This window comes from Stenotrophomonas sp. SAM-B (assembly GCF_013387485.1).
Classification (GTDB): Bacteria; Pseudomonadota; Gammaproteobacteria; order Xanthomonadales; family Xanthomonadaceae; genus Stenotrophomonas; species Stenotrophomonas maltophilia_AA.
The window spans coordinates 144,718-162,236 of record NZ_JABBXB010000005.1; the positions used below are offsets into that span (position 1 = coordinate 144,718).

At 67.8% G+C, this 17,519-nt stretch carries 14 protein-coding genes; 7 read left to right on the forward strand and 7 right to left on the reverse strand.

Annotated elements, in window-relative coordinates; genetic code table 11:
* Positions 1-14 precede the first annotated feature (14 nt).
* Positions 15-1,049 carry a cation diffusion facilitator family transporter gene (locus HH110_RS12750; RefSeq protein WP_176990016.1) on the reverse strand — a complete coding sequence of 345 codons (1,035 nt, stop codon included), beginning with the start codon at positions 1,047-1,049 and terminating at the stop codon, positions 15-17.
* Between the two features lie 143 nt (positions 1,050-1,192).
* On the opposite strand from HH110_RS12750, the gene HH110_RS12755 reads away from it, so the two are divergent.
* The 5 genes from HH110_RS12755 (at position 1,193) to HH110_RS12775 (ending at position 8,115) form a co-directional block, all read left to right on the forward strand.
* Positions 1,193-2,617 carry a diguanylate cyclase gene (locus tag HH110_RS12755; RefSeq protein ID WP_176990017.1) on the forward strand — a complete coding sequence of 475 codons (1,425 nt, stop codon included), beginning with the start codon at positions 1,193-1,195 and terminating at the stop codon, positions 2,615-2,617.
* Between the two features lie 100 nt (positions 2,618-2,717).
* Positions 2,718-3,851 (forward strand): metallophosphoesterase, encoded by a 1,134-nt coding sequence (locus HH110_RS12760; protein WP_176990018.1) that lies wholly within the window; start codon positions 2,718-2,720, stop codon positions 3,849-3,851.
* A 99-nt stretch (positions 3,852-3,950) separates the two neighbouring features.
* The gene (locus HH110_RS12765; protein ID WP_176990019.1) at positions 3,951-4,337 is read left to right on the forward strand and encodes a BlaI/MecI/CopY family transcriptional regulator; all 387 of its coding nucleotides are present in this window, start codon (positions 3,951-3,953) and stop codon (positions 4,335-4,337) included.
* Positions 4,334-5,833 carry a M23/M56 family metallopeptidase gene (locus HH110_RS12770; protein WP_176990020.1) on the forward strand — a complete coding sequence of 500 codons (1,500 nt, stop codon included), beginning with the start codon at positions 4,334-4,336 and terminating at the stop codon, positions 5,831-5,833. The genes HH110_RS12765 and HH110_RS12770 overlap by 4 nt, the downstream gene beginning before the upstream one ends.
* Before the next feature lie 110 nt (positions 5,834-5,943).
* Positions 5,944-8,115, forward strand: coding sequence for a TonB-dependent siderophore receptor (locus HH110_RS12775; protein WP_176990021.1), 2,172 nt, complete (start codon positions 5,944-5,946; stop codon positions 8,113-8,115).
* Here HH110_RS12775 and HH110_RS12780 read toward each other — a convergent pair whose 3' ends face one another.
* Positions 8,116-9,249 carry an acyl-CoA desaturase gene (locus HH110_RS12780; RefSeq protein ID WP_176990022.1) on the reverse strand — a complete coding sequence of 378 codons (1,134 nt, stop codon included), beginning with the start codon at positions 9,247-9,249 and terminating at the stop codon, positions 8,116-8,118.
* 2 nt (positions 9,250-9,251) lie between these two features.
* Complete coding sequence (locus HH110_RS12785) at positions 9,252-10,325, reverse strand: ferredoxin reductase (protein WP_176990023.1); 1,074 nt, start codon at positions 10,323-10,325, stop codon at positions 9,252-9,254.
* A 93-nt stretch (positions 10,326-10,418) separates the two neighbouring features.
* Here HH110_RS12785 and fabR point away from each other — a divergent pair, with 93 nt between their 5' ends.
* Positions 10,419-11,084 carry an HTH-type transcriptional repressor FabR gene (fabR, locus tag HH110_RS12790; protein ID WP_176990134.1) on the forward strand — a complete coding sequence of 222 codons (666 nt, stop codon included), beginning with the start codon at positions 10,419-10,421 and terminating at the stop codon, positions 11,082-11,084.
* Positions 11,085-11,147: 63 nt separating this feature from the next.
* Here fabR and HH110_RS12795 read toward each other — a convergent pair whose 3' ends face one another.
* The 4 genes from HH110_RS12795 to HH110_RS12810 form a co-directional block, all read right to left on the reverse strand.
* On the reverse strand, positions 11,148-11,465 hold the full coding sequence (locus HH110_RS12795; protein ID WP_237334345.1) for a glycine zipper 2TM domain-containing protein: 318 nt from the start codon (positions 11,463-11,465) through the stop codon (positions 11,148-11,150).
* Positions 11,466-11,639: 174 nt separating this feature from the next.
* Positions 11,640-12,614 (reverse strand): DUF1684 domain-containing protein, encoded by a 975-nt coding sequence (locus HH110_RS12800; protein ID WP_176990024.1) that lies wholly within the window; start codon positions 12,612-12,614, stop codon positions 11,640-11,642.
* 5 nt (positions 12,615-12,619) lie between these two features.
* Positions 12,620-15,610 carry a TonB-dependent receptor gene (locus HH110_RS12805; RefSeq protein WP_176990025.1) on the reverse strand — a complete coding sequence of 997 codons (2,991 nt, stop codon included), beginning with the start codon at positions 15,608-15,610 and terminating at the stop codon, positions 12,620-12,622.
* Positions 15,591-16,778 (reverse strand): OsmC family protein, encoded by a 1,188-nt coding sequence (locus HH110_RS12810; RefSeq protein WP_176990026.1) that lies wholly within the window; start codon positions 16,776-16,778, stop codon positions 15,591-15,593. The genes HH110_RS12805 and HH110_RS12810 overlap by 20 nt, the downstream gene beginning before the upstream one ends.
* 172 nt (positions 16,779-16,950) lie before the next feature.
* Between HH110_RS12810 and HH110_RS12815 the strand changes: the two genes are divergently transcribed.
* Entirely contained in the window at positions 16,951-17,355 is a 405-nt protein-coding gene (locus tag HH110_RS12815) for a barstar family protein (RefSeq protein WP_176990027.1), read from the forward strand.
* Positions 17,356-17,519: the final 164 nt, after the last annotated feature.

Consider the following 17,519-nt stretch of genomic DNA (forward strand, 5'->3'; position numbering starts at 1 on the left):
CAAGGCCACAGCCCTCAGGGATGCGGATGCCCGTGGTGGCCCTGCGCGTCCGGGGCGGCGCGGCGGCGGCCGTCGCTGCCGGCGTGCGCGTGGCCCGCATGATCATGGGCGGCGTGATCGTGCCCGGCATGGTCGTCGGCATGCCGATCGCGCGGGCTGCCGACGCTGCACGGATCCCCACAGTGGTCCGCCTCGATCTGCAGGGTCACGTGGTCGATGCCGTACTGCTCGTGAAGGTCGGTACCCAGCTCGCGGCGCAGCCGGTCCGCATCCACGCCGGTGCCCATCACCACGTGCGCGGTCAGTGCCGGCGTGCTGGAGGCCAGCGCCCACACGTGCAGGTCGTGCACGTCCACCACGCCATCGTGCGCGCACAGCGTGCGCCGCACCGCGGCGACATCCATGCCCTTGGGCACGCCTTCCAGCATCACGTTGATCGCTTCGCGCATCAGCACCCAGGTGCGCGGCAGCACCCACAGCCCGATCAGCACGGCCAGGATCGGATCGATCGGCTTCCAGCCCGTCCAGCGGATCAGCAGCGCGCCGAGGATCACCGCGACCGAGCCGAGCATGTCCGCCCAGACTTCCAGATACGCGCCCTTGACGTTGAGGCTCTCGCCGCTGCCCGCGCGCAGCAGGCGCATCGAGATCAGGTTGATGACCAGCCCGAACACCGCGATCACCAGCATGCCGGTGGACGCGATCTCCTGCGGAGCGCGGAAGCGCTGCACGGCTTCCCAGAGAATGTAGCCGGCCACCACGAACAACATGCCACCGTTGATCATCGCGCCGAGCGCTTCCAACCGTGCGTAGCCGTAGGTGCGCTTGGCATCGGGCGGGCGCCGGCTCAGCCGGACCGCGACCAGCGCGATCATAAGCGCGAGCGTATCGGTGGCCATGTGCGCGGCATCGGACAGCAGCGCCAGGCTGTTGGTCCAGAACGCGCCGGCCACCTCCACCAGCAGGAACGTGGTGGTCAGCCCCAGCGCCCACCACAACGGTTTTTCGTGGCGGATCTCGCTGGGCAGATGGTCGTGGTCGTGACCCATGAAAGCTCTCCTGGACAATGCCGGCAGGTTAAGCAGCGCCTCGCGCGGAGACTATTACACTTACTGCAGCGTTCAGTTTGCAACTCAATAACAACAGCGCCCGGCCGCTACCTCTCGACGGCCTGTGTGGCGGGAAGACAATCGTGCATAACGTTCCAAACCTTGATGATGCCAGCCAGCCGCTCGCGCTGGCCTGGAGCCAGACGCTGGCGCAGACGCCGGCCGCCGCGGCGACACTGTTGGCGAGCCTGTCGGCGGAAAGCCCGCCCGAGCTGGCCCACCACTTCTACGATGTGCTGCTTGAAGACCCGCGCGCGGGCCGCTTCCTCTCGCACGACCAGGTGCGGCTGCGCCTGAAGCCGGCGATGCAGCGCTGGCTGCAGCAGATCCTCACCGCCACACCGGACAGCATCAACGCACTGGTCGCCGCGCAGCGCGTGATCGGTGACGTGCACGCCCGTGTCGGCATCCCGGTGGATCTGGTCGCCCGGGGCGCGCGCGTGCTCAAGCACCGCCTGTTCGATCGCATCATCGCGCAGGCCGAGGAAAGCGCCACCGCGTTCGCGGCGATCCACTGTCTCAGCGCGTCGATGGATATCGCGCTGGAGGGCATGACGCTCGCCTATACCCACGCACGTGAGCGCTCCTCGCGTACCGATGCGGCGTATCGCCTGTTCTCGCTGGTGCAGAACGTCAGCACCGAGCGCGAACGGCAGCGTGCCCTGCTGCTCGACTGGGAAAACGCCCTGCTCTACGCGATGGCCAGCCAGAATGCCGAGGCGGAGCTCACCGGACTGGCGCAGTCCGAGTTCGGCCTGTGGTTCACCCACAAGGGCATTCCCAGTTTCGGCGAAAGCAGCGAGACCGGCCAGGTCGGTGCGCTGGTGGCCGCGGTCGATACGCAGCTGCAGGAAGCCCTGGCGCATGCCGATTTCGCGGCACGCTTCGGCGCCCTGCAGGGCATCCGCGAGCGGCTGGCGCAGATCCGTACGTTGATGGGCATGTTGTTCGAGCGGATCGGCGAACTCGATGCCGGCAGCGATGCGTTGACCAACCTGCTCAACCGCCGCTTCCTGCCGACCGTGCTGCGCCGTGAAATCGAACTGGCCAATTCCACGCGGACGCCGTTCTCGGTGCTGCTGCTCGATCTGGATCACTTCAAGGCGATCAACGATGCGCACGGCCACGACGGCGGTGACCGCGCCCTGCAGCACGTGGCCGCCCTGCTGGGCCAGCTCACCCGCGGCAGCGATTATCTGTTCCGCTATGGCGGCGAGGAGTTCGTGGTGGTGCTGGTGGCCGCCACCGACGTGCAGGCCGAAGTGATCGCCGAGAACCTGCGCAAGCACATCGCGCAGAGCCCGGTGCAGCTGGCCAGTGGCCAGGCGCTGTCGCTGACCACCAGCATCGGCGTGGCGGCTCATGATGGCCATCCCGACTACGAGCGCCTGATGGCGCGTGCAGATGCGGCGATGTACCAGGCCAAGAAACGCGGTCGCGACCGGGTGGTGCTGGCCAGCGATGACCTGCCCGATGCACCCGGACGACAGGCCCTGCAGCGCGGGTGAGGCACCTGTTGCGGCATACCGGGCTGACCAATGGCGCATGCCCGGGGCGGCGCAGGCGGCGTAGCATCGCCGCATTGCACTCCGCCACAGGAACACCCCGATGTCGATCCGCCGCGCCCTGACCCGCCCTGCCGTGCTGCTGCTCCAGTCGACGCTGCTGATGGCACCGCTGCTGGGCGCCGCGCGCGAGGTGGCCGCACCGGCCGAGCACGTCGATGCCGACGGCCCCTATGTGTTCCGCACCGCCACGGGGCTGGAAGCGGCCTGGGTATGCAAGGACCAGGTGGTCCGCCGCACACTGCCGGCGCGCGGCGAGACCACGGTGATCGCGCCCGCATGCGGCTATCCGCACCCGCTGACGGTGCTGCCGACGCGCACCGCGGAGATCGCCCGTTTCCCGGCCACGCCGCGGATCGTCGCGCTGTCGGACATCCACGGCCAGTACGGCCTGCTCATCACGCTGCTGCGCGCCCACCAGGTGATCGACAACGAGGACCGCTGGGCGCTGGGCGACGCCACGCTGGTGGTGGCCGGCGATGTGTTCGACCGCGGCCCGCAGGTGACCGAGGCCTTCTGGCTGCTGTACAGCCTGCAGCAACAGGCCGCGGCCGCCGGTGGTGCGGTGCACTTCGTGCTCGGCAACCACGAGACGATGGTGCTCTACAACGACCTGCGCTACGTCAACCCGAAGTACCTCAAAACCGCGCAGCTGCTCGGCCGCTCCTATCCGGCGCTGTATGGCCCCGATTCGACGATCGGCCAGTGGCTGCGCACCCGCCCGGTGCTGCTGCGCGTCGGCGATACCCTGTTCCTGCACGGCGGCATCGCACCGGAGAACCTGGACCTGGTCCGCGGGATGGATGCGACCAATGCCGGTTATCAAGCGGCGGTCGGCCTGCCCAAGGACCAGGTCAAGGCCGCGCCGGACACCGCCCGCCTGTTCGACGGCAAGACCAGCCCGATCTGGTACCGCGGCTACTTCGATGGCCGCATGGACACCGCCCAGGTGGAGACGCTGCTCGAACAACTGGACCTCGCCCGCATCGTGGTCGGCCACACCTCGATGCCGCATGTCAGCAGCTTCCACGGTGACCGCATCATCGCCATCGACAGCAGCATCAAGAACGGCGAGAACGGCGAGCTGCTGTTCATCGAGAACGGCACGCTTAGCCGCGGTCTGCTGGACGGCTCGCGGGTGCCGCTGGCCGAAGGCCGGCTCGGCGAGAGCGACTGACCGGCCGTCGGCGGCATTGATCCGCTTCAATGACCGACCTGTTGCATCGCGTGCGACATGTGTCGCACACTTGCGACACCTCGCCACGCTTGGAGTCTCATGTCCGCACTGCCTAGCCCCTCCAATGCCGAGCTGGAACTGCTCAAAGCGCTCTGGCGCCAAGGCGCCTGCAGCGCGCGCGAAGTGCACAACGGTGCGGTGGCCACGCTGGACTGGTCCTATTCCTCCACCCGCAAGACCTTGGAACGCATGGTCGACAAAGGTCTGGTCAAGGAAACCGTCGAGCACGGCTTGAACATGTACCGCGCGAAGGTGGGCAAGGTCGCCACGCTGGCCGCGCTCAGCACCGACTTCGCGCGCCGGGTGCTGGAGCTCGACGGCGCATTGCCGGCGCAGGCCTTCGCCGACAGCCGCCTGCTCAGCGAGCAGGAACTCCAGCAGCTCGATGCCCTGCTGCGCGCGCCTGCCCAGGATGACCCGGCATGACCCTGCCGACGCTCGGGTTCTGGGTGGTGCATGGGGCCGGCGCCCTGGCCGGTGGCTGGCTCGCGTGGGCCGCCGGCCAACGTCTCCACCGGCGGCTGGGTCTCTCCCACGCCGCGCAGGGCTACTGGATGGGGCTGTGGCTGCTGGCGGTGATGCCGGTGCTGCTGTCGGCAGTACTGGCGCTGTGGGCGCCCGCACCGCTCGTCTCATTGCCAACGGCGTTGAGCATGCCCTTGCCGCTCGCGCTGGACCTGGGCAATCCCGGTGCGACGGACCGGACCGTAATGGCGTCCGGCTGGACGCGTCCGGCCACCGCCACGTTGCTGGCCGCGCTCTACCTGATCGGCGTGGGTGTCGCATTGCTGCGCGTCCTGCTCGGCACGCGGGCGACGGGCCGGCTGTGCCGCGCGACTACGCTAATCGCGCCGGAAGCCTGGCCAGGCCCGCGCAGTCGGGCTTCAGCGCTTCGGCTGCAGTCGGCCGGCATCGCCTGCCGGCTCAGCACGTTGCCGGTGAGCCCGTTCGCGGTGCGCTGGCCTCGGCCCTTGATCGTGCTTCCGGCCTCGGCACTGCAAGCGCTGGATGATCGCGCCCTGTGCCTGATCCTCGGCCATGAAGCCGCTCACCTGATGCGCTGCGATCCCCAACGCGCCGGGCTGATGGCGGTGTTCAATGCGCTCCTGTGGTTCAACCCGTTCCTGGCGCGGATCGGTGCGCGTGTGCAGCTGGCGGCAGAGCTGCGCTGTGATGCACATGCACTCGCCGGTGATGCCCACGGCGGGCGCGAGTTCGCTGCAGCCTACGTACGCACGCTGCGACTTTCCACGGCGGCCCACAGGCCCTCCACCGCACTGACCCACCGCGATCTGGCCGGGCATGAAATCCGCATCCGCCACATGCTGCATGGCGATGCTGCAAGGCCACTGTCGGGATCACGAGGTGCCATGCTGCTGGGCAGCGCACTGATCATCGGCTGCGCGCTGATGGTGATGCAGGCCAGCACCGCGCGACCGCTGCAAGGCCCTGCCGCCTCGAGTGCCCCGGCGTTGAGCTCGACCACCCACGCCGCATTGCCGCTGCCGCCGATGGGCAACACCCCCATCGAGATCCTGTTCCAGGCGCCATTGGTCACCCCGCGGATCACGGGTCGCTTCGGCGATACCGGCAGCATCCGTCAGCGCCCGCATCGCGGCACCGATTTCGGTGCGCGCCCGGGCACGCCAGTGCTGGCGCCGGCGGACGGCCGCGTCGTGGCCGCAACGACCGCCTACCCCGATGGCCCGCAGTACGGCACGGTGGTGGTGATCGACCACGGCCAGGGGTGGCAGACGCTGTACGCCCACCTGCAGAGTGCCGATGTGGCGGTCGGCCAGCAGGTACATGCCGGCGAGCAGATCGCACGGGTCGGCAGCACCGGGCGCGTGACCGGCCCGCACCTGCATCTGGAAATGCTGCGCAACGGTGAGCGCGTCGATCCGCAGGCGCACCTGCCATGACCCGCTAAGCCGCTCCCCCGAAACCACCGCTGCATTTCGTTTTCCTGGCCACAGGAGGGGCGCGTGTTGCCCGGCGAAATGCGTACCTGGCCCTTCTGCACGGATCGCCCATGACTTCTTCGTTCCGCATCGCCCTGGCCCTGGCCCCGCTATGCACCGCGTTCCCGAGCGCTGCGCAGTCACTCCCCGCGCCAGCGACTCCGCCGACCACCGCGCTGGACACCGTACAGGTGCAGGCGCAGGCCTACGACATCCGCCGCGACGACACCGCCACCCGGATCGTGATCGGCGCCGCGGCGCTGCGCCAGTACGGCGACCCTGGCCTGGTCGATGCGCTCAAACGCCTGCCGGGCATCACCGTCGGCACCGGCGCCCCCGGTCGCAGCGGCGCGCTGTCGCTGCGAGGGTTGGGCGCGGGCTACACCCAGATCCTGCTCAATGGCCAGAAAGCGCCCACCGGCTTCGATCTGGATTCGCTCACGCCGGAGATGGTCGAGCGGGTGGAGATCATCCGCGCGCCGACCGCCGACCAGCGTGGCGAAGCGATCGCCGGCTCGATCAACATCGTGCTGGCCGCCGGTGCACGCACGGATGCCGACCAGCTGACGGTGGCCTGGGGCAGTAGCAATGGCCGCAACACGCCCTCGGCCAGCTGGCAGCGCAACCGGCGCGCCGGACATCGCAGCAGTGCGATCTCGGCGACCGCATCGCGTCGCGAGTTCCTCGTCGAGGAAACCGGCACCGAACGCGCGTGGGACCCAGAGGGAACCCGGACCGTGCTGCGCGACACCACCCTGCGCGCGGGCGGGAACCGCGATGTGCTCTCGCTGGCCCCCAGCCTGGAAGCCACGCTGGAGAACGGTGACACGCTTGCGTTGCAGGGCCTCGTCGATGCCAGCCGGTTCAACCGCGTCACTGACATCGAGTGGATCAGCACACTCGGCGCGCCACTGCGGACGAGTCGGTATCAACAACGCACGCGCATCGATGTCGCCCAGGCCAACGGCAGCGTGACGTGGACGCGCGCCTTCGAACAGGGCGGCACATTCACCACCAGACTGCGCCTCGGCGGCAACCGCGAGCGCTATGCCTACCGCGAGCAGGGTCGGTCACCGGAGGGGCAACAGAACCTGGACGACCACACCAATGCGCGGCTGAGCGTGCGCGACCTCAACAGCACCGGAAAATACACACTGACATCCCGCGGGCGTCATGCGCTGCAGCTCGGTTGGGAAGGCAGCGAAGACCGTCGTGACGAGTCGCGGATGCAGCACCTGCTGCCGGTCGGCGGGGAAGCGGAGTGGTTCAGTGACCTGGCCTTCGACGCCCGCATCCGGCGGCTGGCGCTCTATGCCCAGGACGACGTCACCCTCAGCGAGCGCTGGTCGGTCTATGCCGGGGCGCGGTGGGAGCAGATCGATACGCGTAGTGAAGGCAGCGGATTCAGCGGCATCCATCGGCGCGAGCAGATACTGTCGCCTGTGCTGCAGTCGCTCTGGAAAATCCCCGGCACCACGAGCCATCAGCTGCGCGTCGCGCTCACCCGCACCTACCGCTCGCCCACGCTGGCATCGCTGATCCCCCGTCCGTACACCTCCACCAACAACCGCCCGCTCAATCCCGACGAACGCGGCAACCCTGCGCTGCGCCCGGAGCTGGCGACCGGGCTGGACCTGTCCTACGAGACCTACGGCAAGGAAGGCGCGCAGCTGAGTGTGGGGGGCTATGTGCGACGGATCACGGACGTGATCCGCACCGAGACGCATCTGCAGGACGGGCGCTGGGTGGCCTCGCCGGTGAACGGCGGCACCGCGATGACCTGGGGCGTGGAGATGGATACCGCGTTGCGCCTGCCGCAGGTGATCGCCGCTGCGCCGGATGTAGCGCTCCGCTTCAATGCGACGGCCAACGATTCGCGCGTGGACGATGTGCCCGGTCCGGACAACCGCCTCGATGAGCAGGTGCGCTTCAGCAGCACGCTGGGCGCGGACTATCTGATTCGCACCGGCTGGACGGTCGGCGGCAGTTACACCTACCGGACCGGCGGTTCGGTGCAGGTCAGTCCCGGACAGTTCGAGACCAGCGCCTACGCACGCGAGCTGGACCTGTATTCGCTGTGGTCGCTGCGCGCAGGCGGCAAACTACGGCTGAGCCTCAACAACACGCTGCACCCGTCGCTGCACACCGGGCAATCGCGGATCAGCGACGAAGGCACCGAGCAGCTGCGGCGGCAACGCAGGGCTTCGCCGCTGCTGCGCCTCCAGCTCGAGCTCCCGCTCTGATCAGCCCGGCTGGCGACTCGCCTCGCCTACCGCCGGCAGCGCACGCGCGCGGCCCGGCCTGCTCGGGAAGGCATGGCGCACGATCCGCCACATCACCTGGCCGAACTGGCGCGGCAGCGAACCGGTGTTGTAGTGCTGGCCGTAACGCGCGCAGATCTCCTTCACCTCGACCGCGACCGCGGCGTAGCGGTTGGCCGGGATATCCGGGTAGAAGTGATGTTCGATCTGGTGGCTGAGATTGCCCGACATGACGTTCATCAGCTTGCCGCCGGTCAGGTTGGACGAGCCGCGCAGCTGGCGCAGGTACCAGTGGCCGCGGCTTTCATCGCGCACGCATTCCTTCGGGAAGGTCTCCGCGTCCGCGGTGAAATGACCGCAGAAAATGATCACGTAGGTCCACACGTTGCGGATCAGGTTGGCCGCCACGTTGCCCAGCAGCACCGGCAGGAAGAACGGGCCGGCCAGCGCCGGGAACAGCAGGTAGTCCTTGAACATCTGCTTGCCCATCTTGCGGCCGACCGGGCGGAACTGCGTCCCCAGCTGGCGCAGCGTCATCTTGCCGGCGAACACGCGGCCCAGGCGCAGGTCCTGTATGGCGATGCCCCACTCGAACAGCAGCGCGAACACCACCGCGACCACCGGCTGCATCAGGTAGAACGGGCGCCAGCGCTGCTCGGGGAAGATGCGCAGCAGGCCATAGCCGATATCGTCGTCCAGCCCGCGCACATTGGTGTAGGTGTGATGGCGGAAGTTGTGCGTCTTGCGCCAGGCGTCGGCGGTACCGACGATGTCCCACTCGTAGGTGCTGCCCTGCAGCTGCGGATCGCCCATCCAGTCGTACTGGCCATGGATGACGTTGTGCGCCAGCTCCATGTTCTCCAGGATCTTGGACAGCGCCAGCATCACCACGCCGGCGATCCACGCCGGGACCAGCACGCTGTGCACGAACGCACCGAGGAACAGCAGCGCACGGCCGGCCACGCCGGTCCAGCGTACGGCGGCAACGACGCGGCGGATGTAGCGCGCGTCGCGCGCACCGAGCGTGGCCAGCTGGCGCGCGCGCAGTGCATCGAGTTCATCGCCGAAGGCCTGCAGTTCGGCCGGGGACAGCGCGCGGTTGTGCACGGAAGACATGGTCACAGCTCCAGGATCAGGTCGGTGCTGGCGCTGTTCACGCACAGCTTCACTTGCGTGGCCGGTTCGGCCGCGTGCTCGCCGGTCAGGGTGTGGCGGGTGACGCCGGACACCTTGCCGCAGACACAGGTATTGCAGATGCCCATGCGGCAGCCACTGGCCGGGCGCAGCCCTTCGGCTTCCAGCGCCTGCAGCAGCGAGGTGCCCCGCGGCAGGGACAGCGTGCGGCCGCTGCGACGCAGCTCGACCTGCACGGTGCCCGTTTCCGCCGCCGGCAGGACCGGCGGGGTGAAGGCTTCGGACTGCAGCGAGGCGACACGGCCCTGCAGGCGGGCCTGCGCGGCGTCGACAAACCCGCCGGGGCCGCACACCAGGGTACGCGCACTGCCCAGGTCACCCAGCGCCTCGAACGCGAACGCGTCCACGCGCGGGGCCGGTGCGGCCGGATCGCGGGTCAACGCGATATGCAGCGAGAACGAGGGATGCCGTGCGGCGAGCGCTGCCAGCTCCTCGGCGAAACACAGTTCCTCGCGGCGGCGCGCCCAGTACACCAGGTCCACCGGCGCCGACATGCCGGAGGCGTCGAGTTGGCGCAGCAGGGCGCGCATCGGGGTGATGCCGCTGCCGGCTGCCAGCAGCAACAGGCGCTCGCCGTGCACTGCGGGCAGGGTCATCTCACCGAAGGCCTGGCCGAGTTCGAACACGTCTCCGATCACCGCGGCCCGGGCCAGGTGCTGGCTGACAGCGCCGCCGGCGATCGCCTTGACGGTGATCGCCAGCCGGCCATCGGCCAGCGCGGTGGGGCTGTAGCTGCGCGACAGCCGACGGCCGTCGACCTCCACGCCCAGGGTGATGTGCTGGCCCGGCAGCAGGCCGCGGAAATGGCGGTTGGGCTTGAGCACCAGGGTGACGGCATCCGCACTCTCGGCGGTGCGCGACACCAGCCGTGCCAACGGGCGACGCAGGGTCCACAGCGGATGCAGGCGGGTGCCCCAGAAGTCGAACAGCTCCTCGGAGACCCAGCGGCGGGGGCTGGCGGTGTGACGGCGGGCGGCGATGCGCGGGACGGTGCTCATGCTGCGCACTATACGGCCGAGCATACGACTGTGTATACAGTTGTATATAGTCGGGACGGGCTATGATTCAGGGACTTGACTCCCCTGCCCCCGATGACCTCCCCAGACCTGCCCCTGCCCGCCTCCGACGACGCCCATCCCGCGCGCAAAGCCTCGATCTCACGCGAGGATCTGCTGGCCGCGGCATTGGCCCTGATCGGGCCGCACCGCAGCGTCTCCACGCTGAGCCTGCGCGAGGTCGCGCGTGAAGCCGGGATCGCCCCGAACTCGTTCTACCGTCAGTTCCGCGACATGGACGAGCTGACCGTGGCCCTGATCGACCTGGCCGGCCGCTCGCTGCGCACCATAATTGGTGAGTCACGGCAGCGCGCGGCATCGTCGGACCGCAGTGTCATTCGCCTGTCCGTGGAAACGTTTTTCGAACAGCTGCGCGCGGACGACCGCCTGCTGCACGTGCTGCTGCGCGAAGGCAGCGCCGGCTCGGATGCGTTCAAGCAAGCCGTCGAGCGCGAACTGAATTACTTCGAAGAAGAGCTCTGCGTCGACCTGATCCGGCTGGCGCACGCCGACAACGGCGCGCTGCTGCATGAGCCGCACCTGGTGGCCAAGGCGATCACCCGGCTGGTGTTCGCCATGGGCGGTACCGCGCTGGACCAGCCGCCCGAGCGCGACCCGGAGATGATCGAACAGACCGCGCAGATGCTGCGGATGATCATCACCGGGGCGCGGACGATTGCCGGGTATCCGCCGACGCGCTAAAGAAAAGGGCCGGCGCATGGCCAGCCCTTTCGTTTCACTCAGCACGCCTTGCGCGCGTTCGCATCAACGGCGATAGCACTGACGCTCCACCACGCGGTCGCCGTTCTTGCTCTGCGAGTTGCCCTGGATCTGGCGACCGGCCGCGCCACCCGCTACTGCGCCGGCCACGGTAGCGATCTTCTTGCCGCTGCCGCCACCCACCTGGTTGCCCAGCAGGCCGCCTACCACCGCGCCGGTGGCCGTACCGGCAATGCGGTTCGGATCGCGGCTGTTGCGCTGCACTTCAACGTTCTTGCAGACCACCTTGGTGCCATCGTTGAAGCGGCGCCCTTCGTCCTTCGGCCCGTAGGTCTGGGCGCTTGCGCTGAACACCGATGCCATCAGGGCCGCTGCACACAGCACGTTTCGGGTAGAGAGATTCATGGTTGGCTCCTCGCTTCATGACATAGCGCCAGTGTCTGCGCGGCGTTGGGAACCCCCTGTGAAAAGCCGTGGATGTCGCGTCAACGCCGCACGCGCTGTTCAGCCGGCAGCCATTGGCGCGTCGTCGGGATGTCAGTGGTTGCCCCCCGCATACTTCTTCTCCCCGGCCAGCACCGCCAGCCGCGTGCGTTCGCCGCTGCCATCCTGCAGGGCCAGGCGGTTCTCCGGCGGCGGCAGCGGGCACGTGGCGAATTCCGTGTACGCGCAGGGCGGGTTGTGCGCACGGTTGAAGTCCACCACCACCGTGCCGTCTGCCGCGACCGGGTCGGTGCGCAGGTAGCGCCCCACCCCGTAGGTGAGCCGGCCCGTGGTCTGGTCCTGGAACATCAGGTTCAGGCCTTTGGCCGGGTCGCCCAACGCTTCCAGCCGCCACTCCTGCCCTTCCTTCTCGAACACCACATAGCCCGGGTTGGGGTTGTCGGCGACCTCGCCGAGCACGTTGACGATGGGAAGCGTCCTGCCGGCCGGGTGCGGCACGAACCGTGCCTGCACGCGCCAGGCTTCATCGGCCGGGAAGAAGTCCAGGCCCGCGAAGTCCCGCCGTGCCGGTGCGTCCGCGTGGCGCACGCGCAGGGCAAGGCGCTGACCGCGCTTGATCGCGGTGATCTGGCCCCTGCCCTCGTCATAGGCCAGCTTGGTACCACCGCCCGCCCCTTCTGGATCCAGGCGCACCTCGCCCTGTACCGGCTTGCCGTCCACGGTGACCGGCACCCCGGCGGCGACCTGGAAGTACAGGCCATCGGCGCGCTGCTCCACCTCGCCCAGTCGATCCGGCGCAATGGACAGGCGGATCGCATTGTCCGCGCCCCCTCCCACGCTGCGCTTGCCTGCTTCGATCCAGTGCAGCCCGATCAGGCTGGTCCAGCCATCCGGCTTGCTCAGGTCCGCGCTGCGTTGACGTACCCACTGCGTGTGTTCGTCCTGGAAGTCCAGCGCCGCGGCTGCGGCCGCGGAGGCGGATGGCACCCCCGTTGCCCGATCCTGCGGACTGCACGCGGTGGCGAGCAGGGCTACCACGAACAGCGAAACGACTGCATGCGTCTTCATGATGTTCACCAGTTCTTCGAAATGCCGAGGTGGAGGTAGCGTCCGTAGGATTCGTGCAGTGCGCTCAGGTAGTTGCCGGTGGTGCTCAGCGGTGGCTCTTTGTCGAACAGGTTTCGCGCGCCCACTTCCACCGCAGTTCCACTCAACCGCCCGCGGGTGAACTCCTTCTTTACCGACAGCGCCCAGCGCTGCGTGGAGCCGACCACGAACGGCGTGCGGTCGGAATAGGCGCCGGCGGTCACGCTGTCGATGTAGTCGTCGCGCAGCCGCACCGTCCAGTCCTGCAGGTTCCAGATCAAGGTCGCGCTGGCCCGCCACTCCGGCTTCGCGCCGTTGATGCCCACCTCGTTGGCCGCCCCCAGGTCGGGCACGAGGATGTTCAGCTGCCCGCTGGCGATGGCTGCGGCCACCTGCTGTATCTCGGCCGGTTTCTGCTGGGTGTATTCCTTGAGCTGGCTGGCACTGACCAGCAGCGAGAAGGTGCCCCACGACGTTTCCGGCAGGCGCCAGCCGAGGTTGTAGTCCACGCCCGACGCGGTGAGCGGCCGGCGATTCTGGTAGCGGTTGTAGATGTGCGTCACCACGCCCGCCGGCGCCAGGCCGGTGCCTTCGAACTGGGCGATATCCTCCGCCGTCACCTCCGCGCGCACCACGTTCGGGTTGCTGCTGCCTTCCACCAAGCGCAGGTAGGCGTCATACAGCAGTTCCTCGCCCATGGTGCTGATGGGGTTCTCCACCTTCACCCGCCACGCATCCACGCTCAGGCTGATCGCCCCCAGCCCTTCGGGCAGGAACTGCGGCTCGAACACCACGCCCCACGAGGATTGGCGGGTGGTTTCCGGTTTGACGTCGTCGCCGTACGACGTCACCGAGCTCACTGACGGCTTCACCGACGAACCGCTGCTGAAGGCATTCAAGCAGGCGGTGTAATCGGGCTGCGCGCCCTTGGTGACCAGCGCATGGCAGCGGACCGCATCGTTGTTGAAGCCAAAGCCATAGGTCGGCGGCGAGTTCACCAGCTCCAGCCCCGGTGCACGGAAGCCGCCACTCACCGAGCCGCGCAGCAGCAGGCTGTCCACCACCTTCCAGGCGGCCGCCAGTTTCGGCTTGCCCACCTTGCCGGCATCGCTGTAATCCTCCCAACGCCCGGCAATCTGCAGGTCCAGCGACTGCACCAGCGGAATACCCTGCGCCGGGGACACCAGTGGCACCGCGAATTCGATCAGCGCCGATTTGACGTTGCGGCTGCCGCGCACATCCGGCCGCGGGCTGTGGGTGAAGAAGTTGCTGGCCGCGACCGTGCCGGTGTACCAGTCGGTATAGGGGTTGCTGCCATCGATGTCCTCGTCGCGGTCATCCCGCCGGCTTTCATAGCGGTACTCCACGCCCGCCGCCATGCCGATGTCGCCGGCGTACCAGGTCAGCAGGTCGGAGCGGTTCACCTTGAAGTCCCACAGCGCCAGTTCCGTGGTGCCTTCGCGGGTCGCCTCGCCGATGAATGACGAGGTGTCGTAGGGCGTGGCATCGCCCACCCGGATGCTGGTGGGGTCGCCGCCGCTGAACGGGTTGTAGGCGCTGGCGTCGGTGCGGTTCACCGCCTCGATGAAGGCATCGGTCAGCCCGCCCTGCTGCGTATCGGTGCTGCGGGCGCGGGAGTACAGCAGCGCGGTTTCCCAGTTCCAGCCGCCCTCGGTCCATCCACGCACGCCCAACAGCACCCGCGACTGGTCGTTGTCCACCTTTACCCGGCGGATGCCCGAATCGGCGAACTGGTAGTTGAGCAGCCGGATCGCATCGACACCACGCAGCGCTTGCGGAACCCAGTACGCATCCGGGCGGATATGCAGCAGGAAGCCATCACCGCCAAAGCCCGACTCGCTGCTCACCCACGATTCGGAAGTGGCACGGTAATAGCCCAGCTCACCGAACAGCTGCACGCTGTCGTTGACGTCGAAGCGTCCCGTGGCAAACACGTTGCCCTTGCGGATGGCCGGTGACGTGGTGATGCCCGACTCGGCCGCCGAATCGTAGTGATAGCGCGTGGGTACCGTGCCCGAGGTCAACGCCCCCGTGGTGGGATTGACGTACCAGCTGCCCGTGCGGCGGCTTCCGGTATAGGTATCGAAATGCCCCCATGGCGTTCGGGTGCTGAAGCCGGTGGTCCCGTTCGGGTCCGGCACGCTGGTGCCATCACCCAGTGCGCGGCGGCCGTCGGTGGCAGTGAACCAGGCATCGGAATTGAGCTGCGAGGTCCGCCTGGAGAAGCCATACAGCACTGAGAGATTGCCGCGCCCCTCGCTGAAGTCGCTGCCGAAGTACCCGTCCAGCGATACCTCTTCGCGGTGGCCATCGGCGACCTTGCCGTAGTTCAGGCGAACGCCGCCGCCATCTGCCAAGTTGCTCGGCATCACCAGGTCCACCACGCCGGCCACCGCATCGGAGCCGTAGATGGACGCCGCGCCGTCCAGCAGCAGGTTGACCCGATCGAGGCCGAAGACCGGAATGGCGTTGGCGTTGTAGGTGGTGTCATCGCCGCTGTTGCTGATCGGGTGCTGCACGGTGCGGCGGCCATTGACCAGCAGCAACGTGTACTTCGAGCCCAGGTTGCGCAGGTTGATGGAGCCCACGTCACCGCGTGCGACGTTGGAGTTCCGGCCTGCGTTGGTGGTGCCCTTTTCCGTAATGGCCACATCACCGAACTGCGGCAGGCTGCGGAACAGTTCGTTGCCGTTGGTGGCAAGGGTGGCATCGATCTGCTCCCGATCCACCGCCACCACCGGCAGTGCCGCCTGCGCGCCGCCGCCGGCGATCTGCGAGCCGAGTACCGAAACCTTGTCCAGCGTGCGGGCGTTGGAGCCCTGCGACTGCGACGCCGATGCAGCGGCCTCCTCTGCAGTCTCTACAGGTTCGGCGGCCTCCGCAGCCTCACCGGCCGGCGCAAGCAGCGTGCACAGGGCCAGCGCCAGATGACTGCGCTTAGCGCGTGGCTTCCGCATATGCGCCTCGCACGATGCTGCCTTCAAGCTTCTGCTCGTCCTTCACCAGGTTGTACAGCGGGCAGGTCGCCTCGACCGACTGGCGCAGCGCATCGATCTCCTGTTCCGAGGCCGGCGATTCAATCCGCACCTTGTAACGGATGTCGCTGTACCGCGCCGGCGAACGCACGTTGCTGCCGAAGCGCGGGCTCACCTGGCCATCCACGGTCAGCTCCAGCGAATCCAGCAGCACGTTGCGCGAGGCTGCCTGCACTTCGAAGATGTGGGTCAGGCAGGTACCGGTCACGCCGAGCAGGTGTTCTTCCACCGTCGGGGCAAGGCCATAGCCGAGCAGTCCCGGCGCGCTGTCGTGCAGCTGCTGGTGGTAACCGTCCTTGCCCAGGAACACCCGACGCAGGCCGGTCCGCGGCTCGACGTGGGCGCGCGCGACCAGGGTTTCCGGCTCGGCCGGTTTGGCCTTGGCGCCCGGCTTCACCTGCCTGGCGAGCACCGCCGGGCGCTTCTCCTCGGTGATGAAGTCACGCAGGCCCGGCGGCAACTTCGGATCGCGCTCGGCTGCGCTGTGGATGTATTCCACATCGGCATGGCTGACCTGCTGCGGACGGGTGACCAGGTCGATGGCCGAGGAATTCTCATGCACCGCACGCTTGAGCGCCTGCAGCTGCGCATCGGTGGCCGGCGAATCGATATAGGCCACGTAGGAAAGATTGTTGGGGTAGGCCAGCGTCTCGCTCTTGCGCTCGGGAATGCTGGTGAACACCACGTCCAGGCCATCCAGCGGCACGCCCTGCACGGCCGCCTGCACGATGTACTCATCTGCCACCGAGCTGGCCAGCGTGCCCACCAGCGAATCCCAGGAGCCGGCGCCAAGGTTGTAGCCGGCGTAGTTGCGCCCGCTGTCGCTGATGTACTGGAATTCGCCGGTCGGCCCGATGCGCAGGCGGCGTACGCCGGAGCGGCTTTCGGCGGTGACCTTGGCATGGATCGCGGTGGGCGTGCCGGGCTTCGCCGACTGGGCCTGGATGGCCTCGCGCTTGTCGGCCAGGTAGGTGCGCAGCGGCGAGGCCTGGTCCGCAGCCGAGGAGACCAGCGGGGCCAGCAGGAGCATGGCGGATAGTGCGGTGGTGCCGATTACCTTGAACGGCGTCGTGCAGCGTGCGATGGACATGGGAGAACGGCCTCCGGAGTGGTTCGTGAATAGAAGCCCACTCTTTCATGTCGCATCGCCGCATTTAAATAACCGTTGGCAATTCCCATATACATGCCCCATCGCCTGGTACCTGGGCGATGGGGCGGCACTGCTAGAGTCGTACTGAGCAGGCGCAGAGGGACAGGACTGAATGACCACCACCGATCCACTGGTACTGGTGCTGCAAGGCAGCGCAGTAGGTGACATCCCCAGTTTCTATGCCGAGATCAACCGGGTCTTCATGGCCGACGAGGATTGGCAGCTCGGGCACAGCCTGGATGCACTGGACGACATGTTGTACGGCGGCTATGGCGTATTGGCCGGGCACGAAAGCGCGAAGGTGATCTGGCAGGACATCGAGCAGACCCGCATCGCGCTCGGCGTGGAAACTACCCGCACATGGCTGCAGGCGAAGCTGGATGCAGATGGCACGTTCAACGTACGCACGGTCGCCGCTCAGCTCGAGGCGCTCGATGCCGGCGAAGGCCAGACCTACTTCCAGATCGTCATGGAGATTTTCGCCGCCCATCCCCGGATCCAGCTGGAAGGTCGCTGAGCCTCCCTGGCCGAAGGGCCCCGATTGGTAGGGTCGATTCCCAAACGACCGCACGTAGACGAGCAACGCCCGGTGGCGCATGGACGCGACCGGAGGAACGGTTCCGTTCAAGGTCATGCGTTACCGGGCGTGGATTTACCATCGGCAGTCGTCTTGCGACCGAC

Bases quoted from the DNA above. Each gene is read 5' to 3' on its own strand.
- HH110_RS12750 (WP_176990016.1), bottom strand. From the start codon at position 1,049: ATGGGTCACGACCACGACCATCTGCCCAGCGAGATCCGCCACGAAAAA.
- HH110_RS12760 (WP_176990018.1), top strand. From the start codon at position 2,718: ATGTCGATCCGCCGCGCCCTGACCCGCCCTGCCGTGCTGCTGCTCCAG.
- HH110_RS12765 (WP_176990019.1), top strand. From the start codon at position 3,951: ATGTCCGCACTGCCTAGCCCCTCCAATGCCGAGCTGGAACTGCTCAAA.
- HH110_RS12770 (WP_176990020.1), top strand. From the start codon at position 4,334: ATGACCCTGCCGACGCTCGGGTTCTGGGTGGTGCATGGGGCCGGCGCC.
- HH110_RS12775 (WP_176990021.1), top strand. From the start codon at position 5,944: ATGACTTCTTCGTTCCGCATCGCCCTGGCCCTGGCCCCGCTATGCACC.
- HH110_RS12780 (WP_176990022.1), bottom strand. From the start codon at position 9,249: ATGTCTTCCGTGCACAACCGCGCGCTGTCCCCGGCCGAACTGCAGGCC.
- HH110_RS12785 (WP_176990023.1), bottom strand. From the start codon at position 10,325: ATGAGCACCGTCCCGCGCATCGCCGCCCGCCGTCACACCGCCAGCCCC.
- fabR (WP_176990134.1), top strand. From the start codon at position 10,419: ATGACCTCCCCAGACCTGCCCCTGCCCGCCTCCGACGACGCCCATCCC.
- HH110_RS12795 (WP_237334345.1), bottom strand. From the start codon at position 11,465: ATGGCATCGGTGTTCAGCGCAAGCGCCCAGACCTACGGGCCGAAGGAC.
- HH110_RS12800 (WP_176990024.1), bottom strand. From the start codon at position 12,614: ATGAAGACGCATGCAGTCGTTTCGCTGTTCGTGGTAGCCCTGCTCGCC.
- HH110_RS12805 (WP_176990025.1), bottom strand. From the start codon at position 15,610: ATGCGGAAGCCACGCGCTAAGCGCAGTCATCTGGCGCTGGCCCTGTGC.
- HH110_RS12810 (WP_176990026.1), bottom strand. From the start codon at position 16,778: ATGTCCATCGCACGCTGCACGACGCCGTTCAAGGTAATCGGCACCACC.
- HH110_RS12815 (WP_176990027.1), top strand. From the start codon at position 16,951: ATGACCACCACCGATCCACTGGTACTGGTGCTGCAAGGCAGCGCAGTA.